The sequence below is a fragment of the Actinomadura sediminis genome (assembly GCF_042675525.1).
Lineage (GTDB): Bacteria > Actinomycetota > Actinomycetes > Streptosporangiales > Streptosporangiaceae > Spirillospora > Spirillospora sediminis.
Genome location: NZ_JBHTJA010000262.1, coordinates 1 through 659, shown reverse-complemented (window position 1 = coordinate 659; position 659 = coordinate 1). Strand labels below are relative to the sequence as shown.

General features: G+C 80.6%; 1 protein-coding gene. It reads left to right on the top strand.

Going from position 1 to position 659, the window contains the following annotated elements; genetic code table 11:
* Window positions 1-659: KR domain-containing protein (locus ACFQ11_RS37795; protein WP_378307764.1), on the top strand; the 659-nt coding region annotated here is incomplete at both ends.

Here is a 659-nt window from a genome sequence, read left to right as displayed (position 1 = left end):
GGACGCGCCCGGCGCCGCCGAGGGCGCCGCCGAGCTCGCCGACCTCGGCGCGGACGCCCGCATCGTCGCCTGCGACGCGGCGGACCGGGACGCCGCCGCGCGGCTGCTCGCCGGGATCCCCGCCGACCGGCCGCTCACCGCCGTCGTGCACGCCGCCGGGGTCCTGGACGACGGGGTGCTCGGCTCGCTGACCCCCGAACGGCTGTCGCGGGCACTGCGGCCGAAGGCCGACGCCGGCTGGCACCTGCACGAGCTGACGGCGGACCGGCCCGGTGTCGACCTCGTCCTGTTCTCCTCGGCCGCCAACGTGCTCGGCGCCGAGGGCCAGGGCAACTACGCCGCCGCCAACGCCTTCCTCGACGGCCTCGCCCGGCTGCGCCGCGCCGCCGGGCTGCCCGCCGCCTCGCTCGCCTGGGGGCTGTGGGAGGCGGCGAGCGGCATGACCGGGCACCTGGACGACGCCGACCTGGCGCGGCTCGCGCGCGCGGGCGTCCGCGCCCTGCCCACGGGCACCGCCCTGGCGCTGTTCGACCGCGCCCGGTCGCTGGACGAACCCGTCCCGCTGCCGATCGCGCTCGACCCCGCCGCGCTCGCGGCGCGGTACGGCGACGGCCTCCCGCCGCTGCTCCGCGACCTCGTCCGCGTCCCCGCCCGCCGGA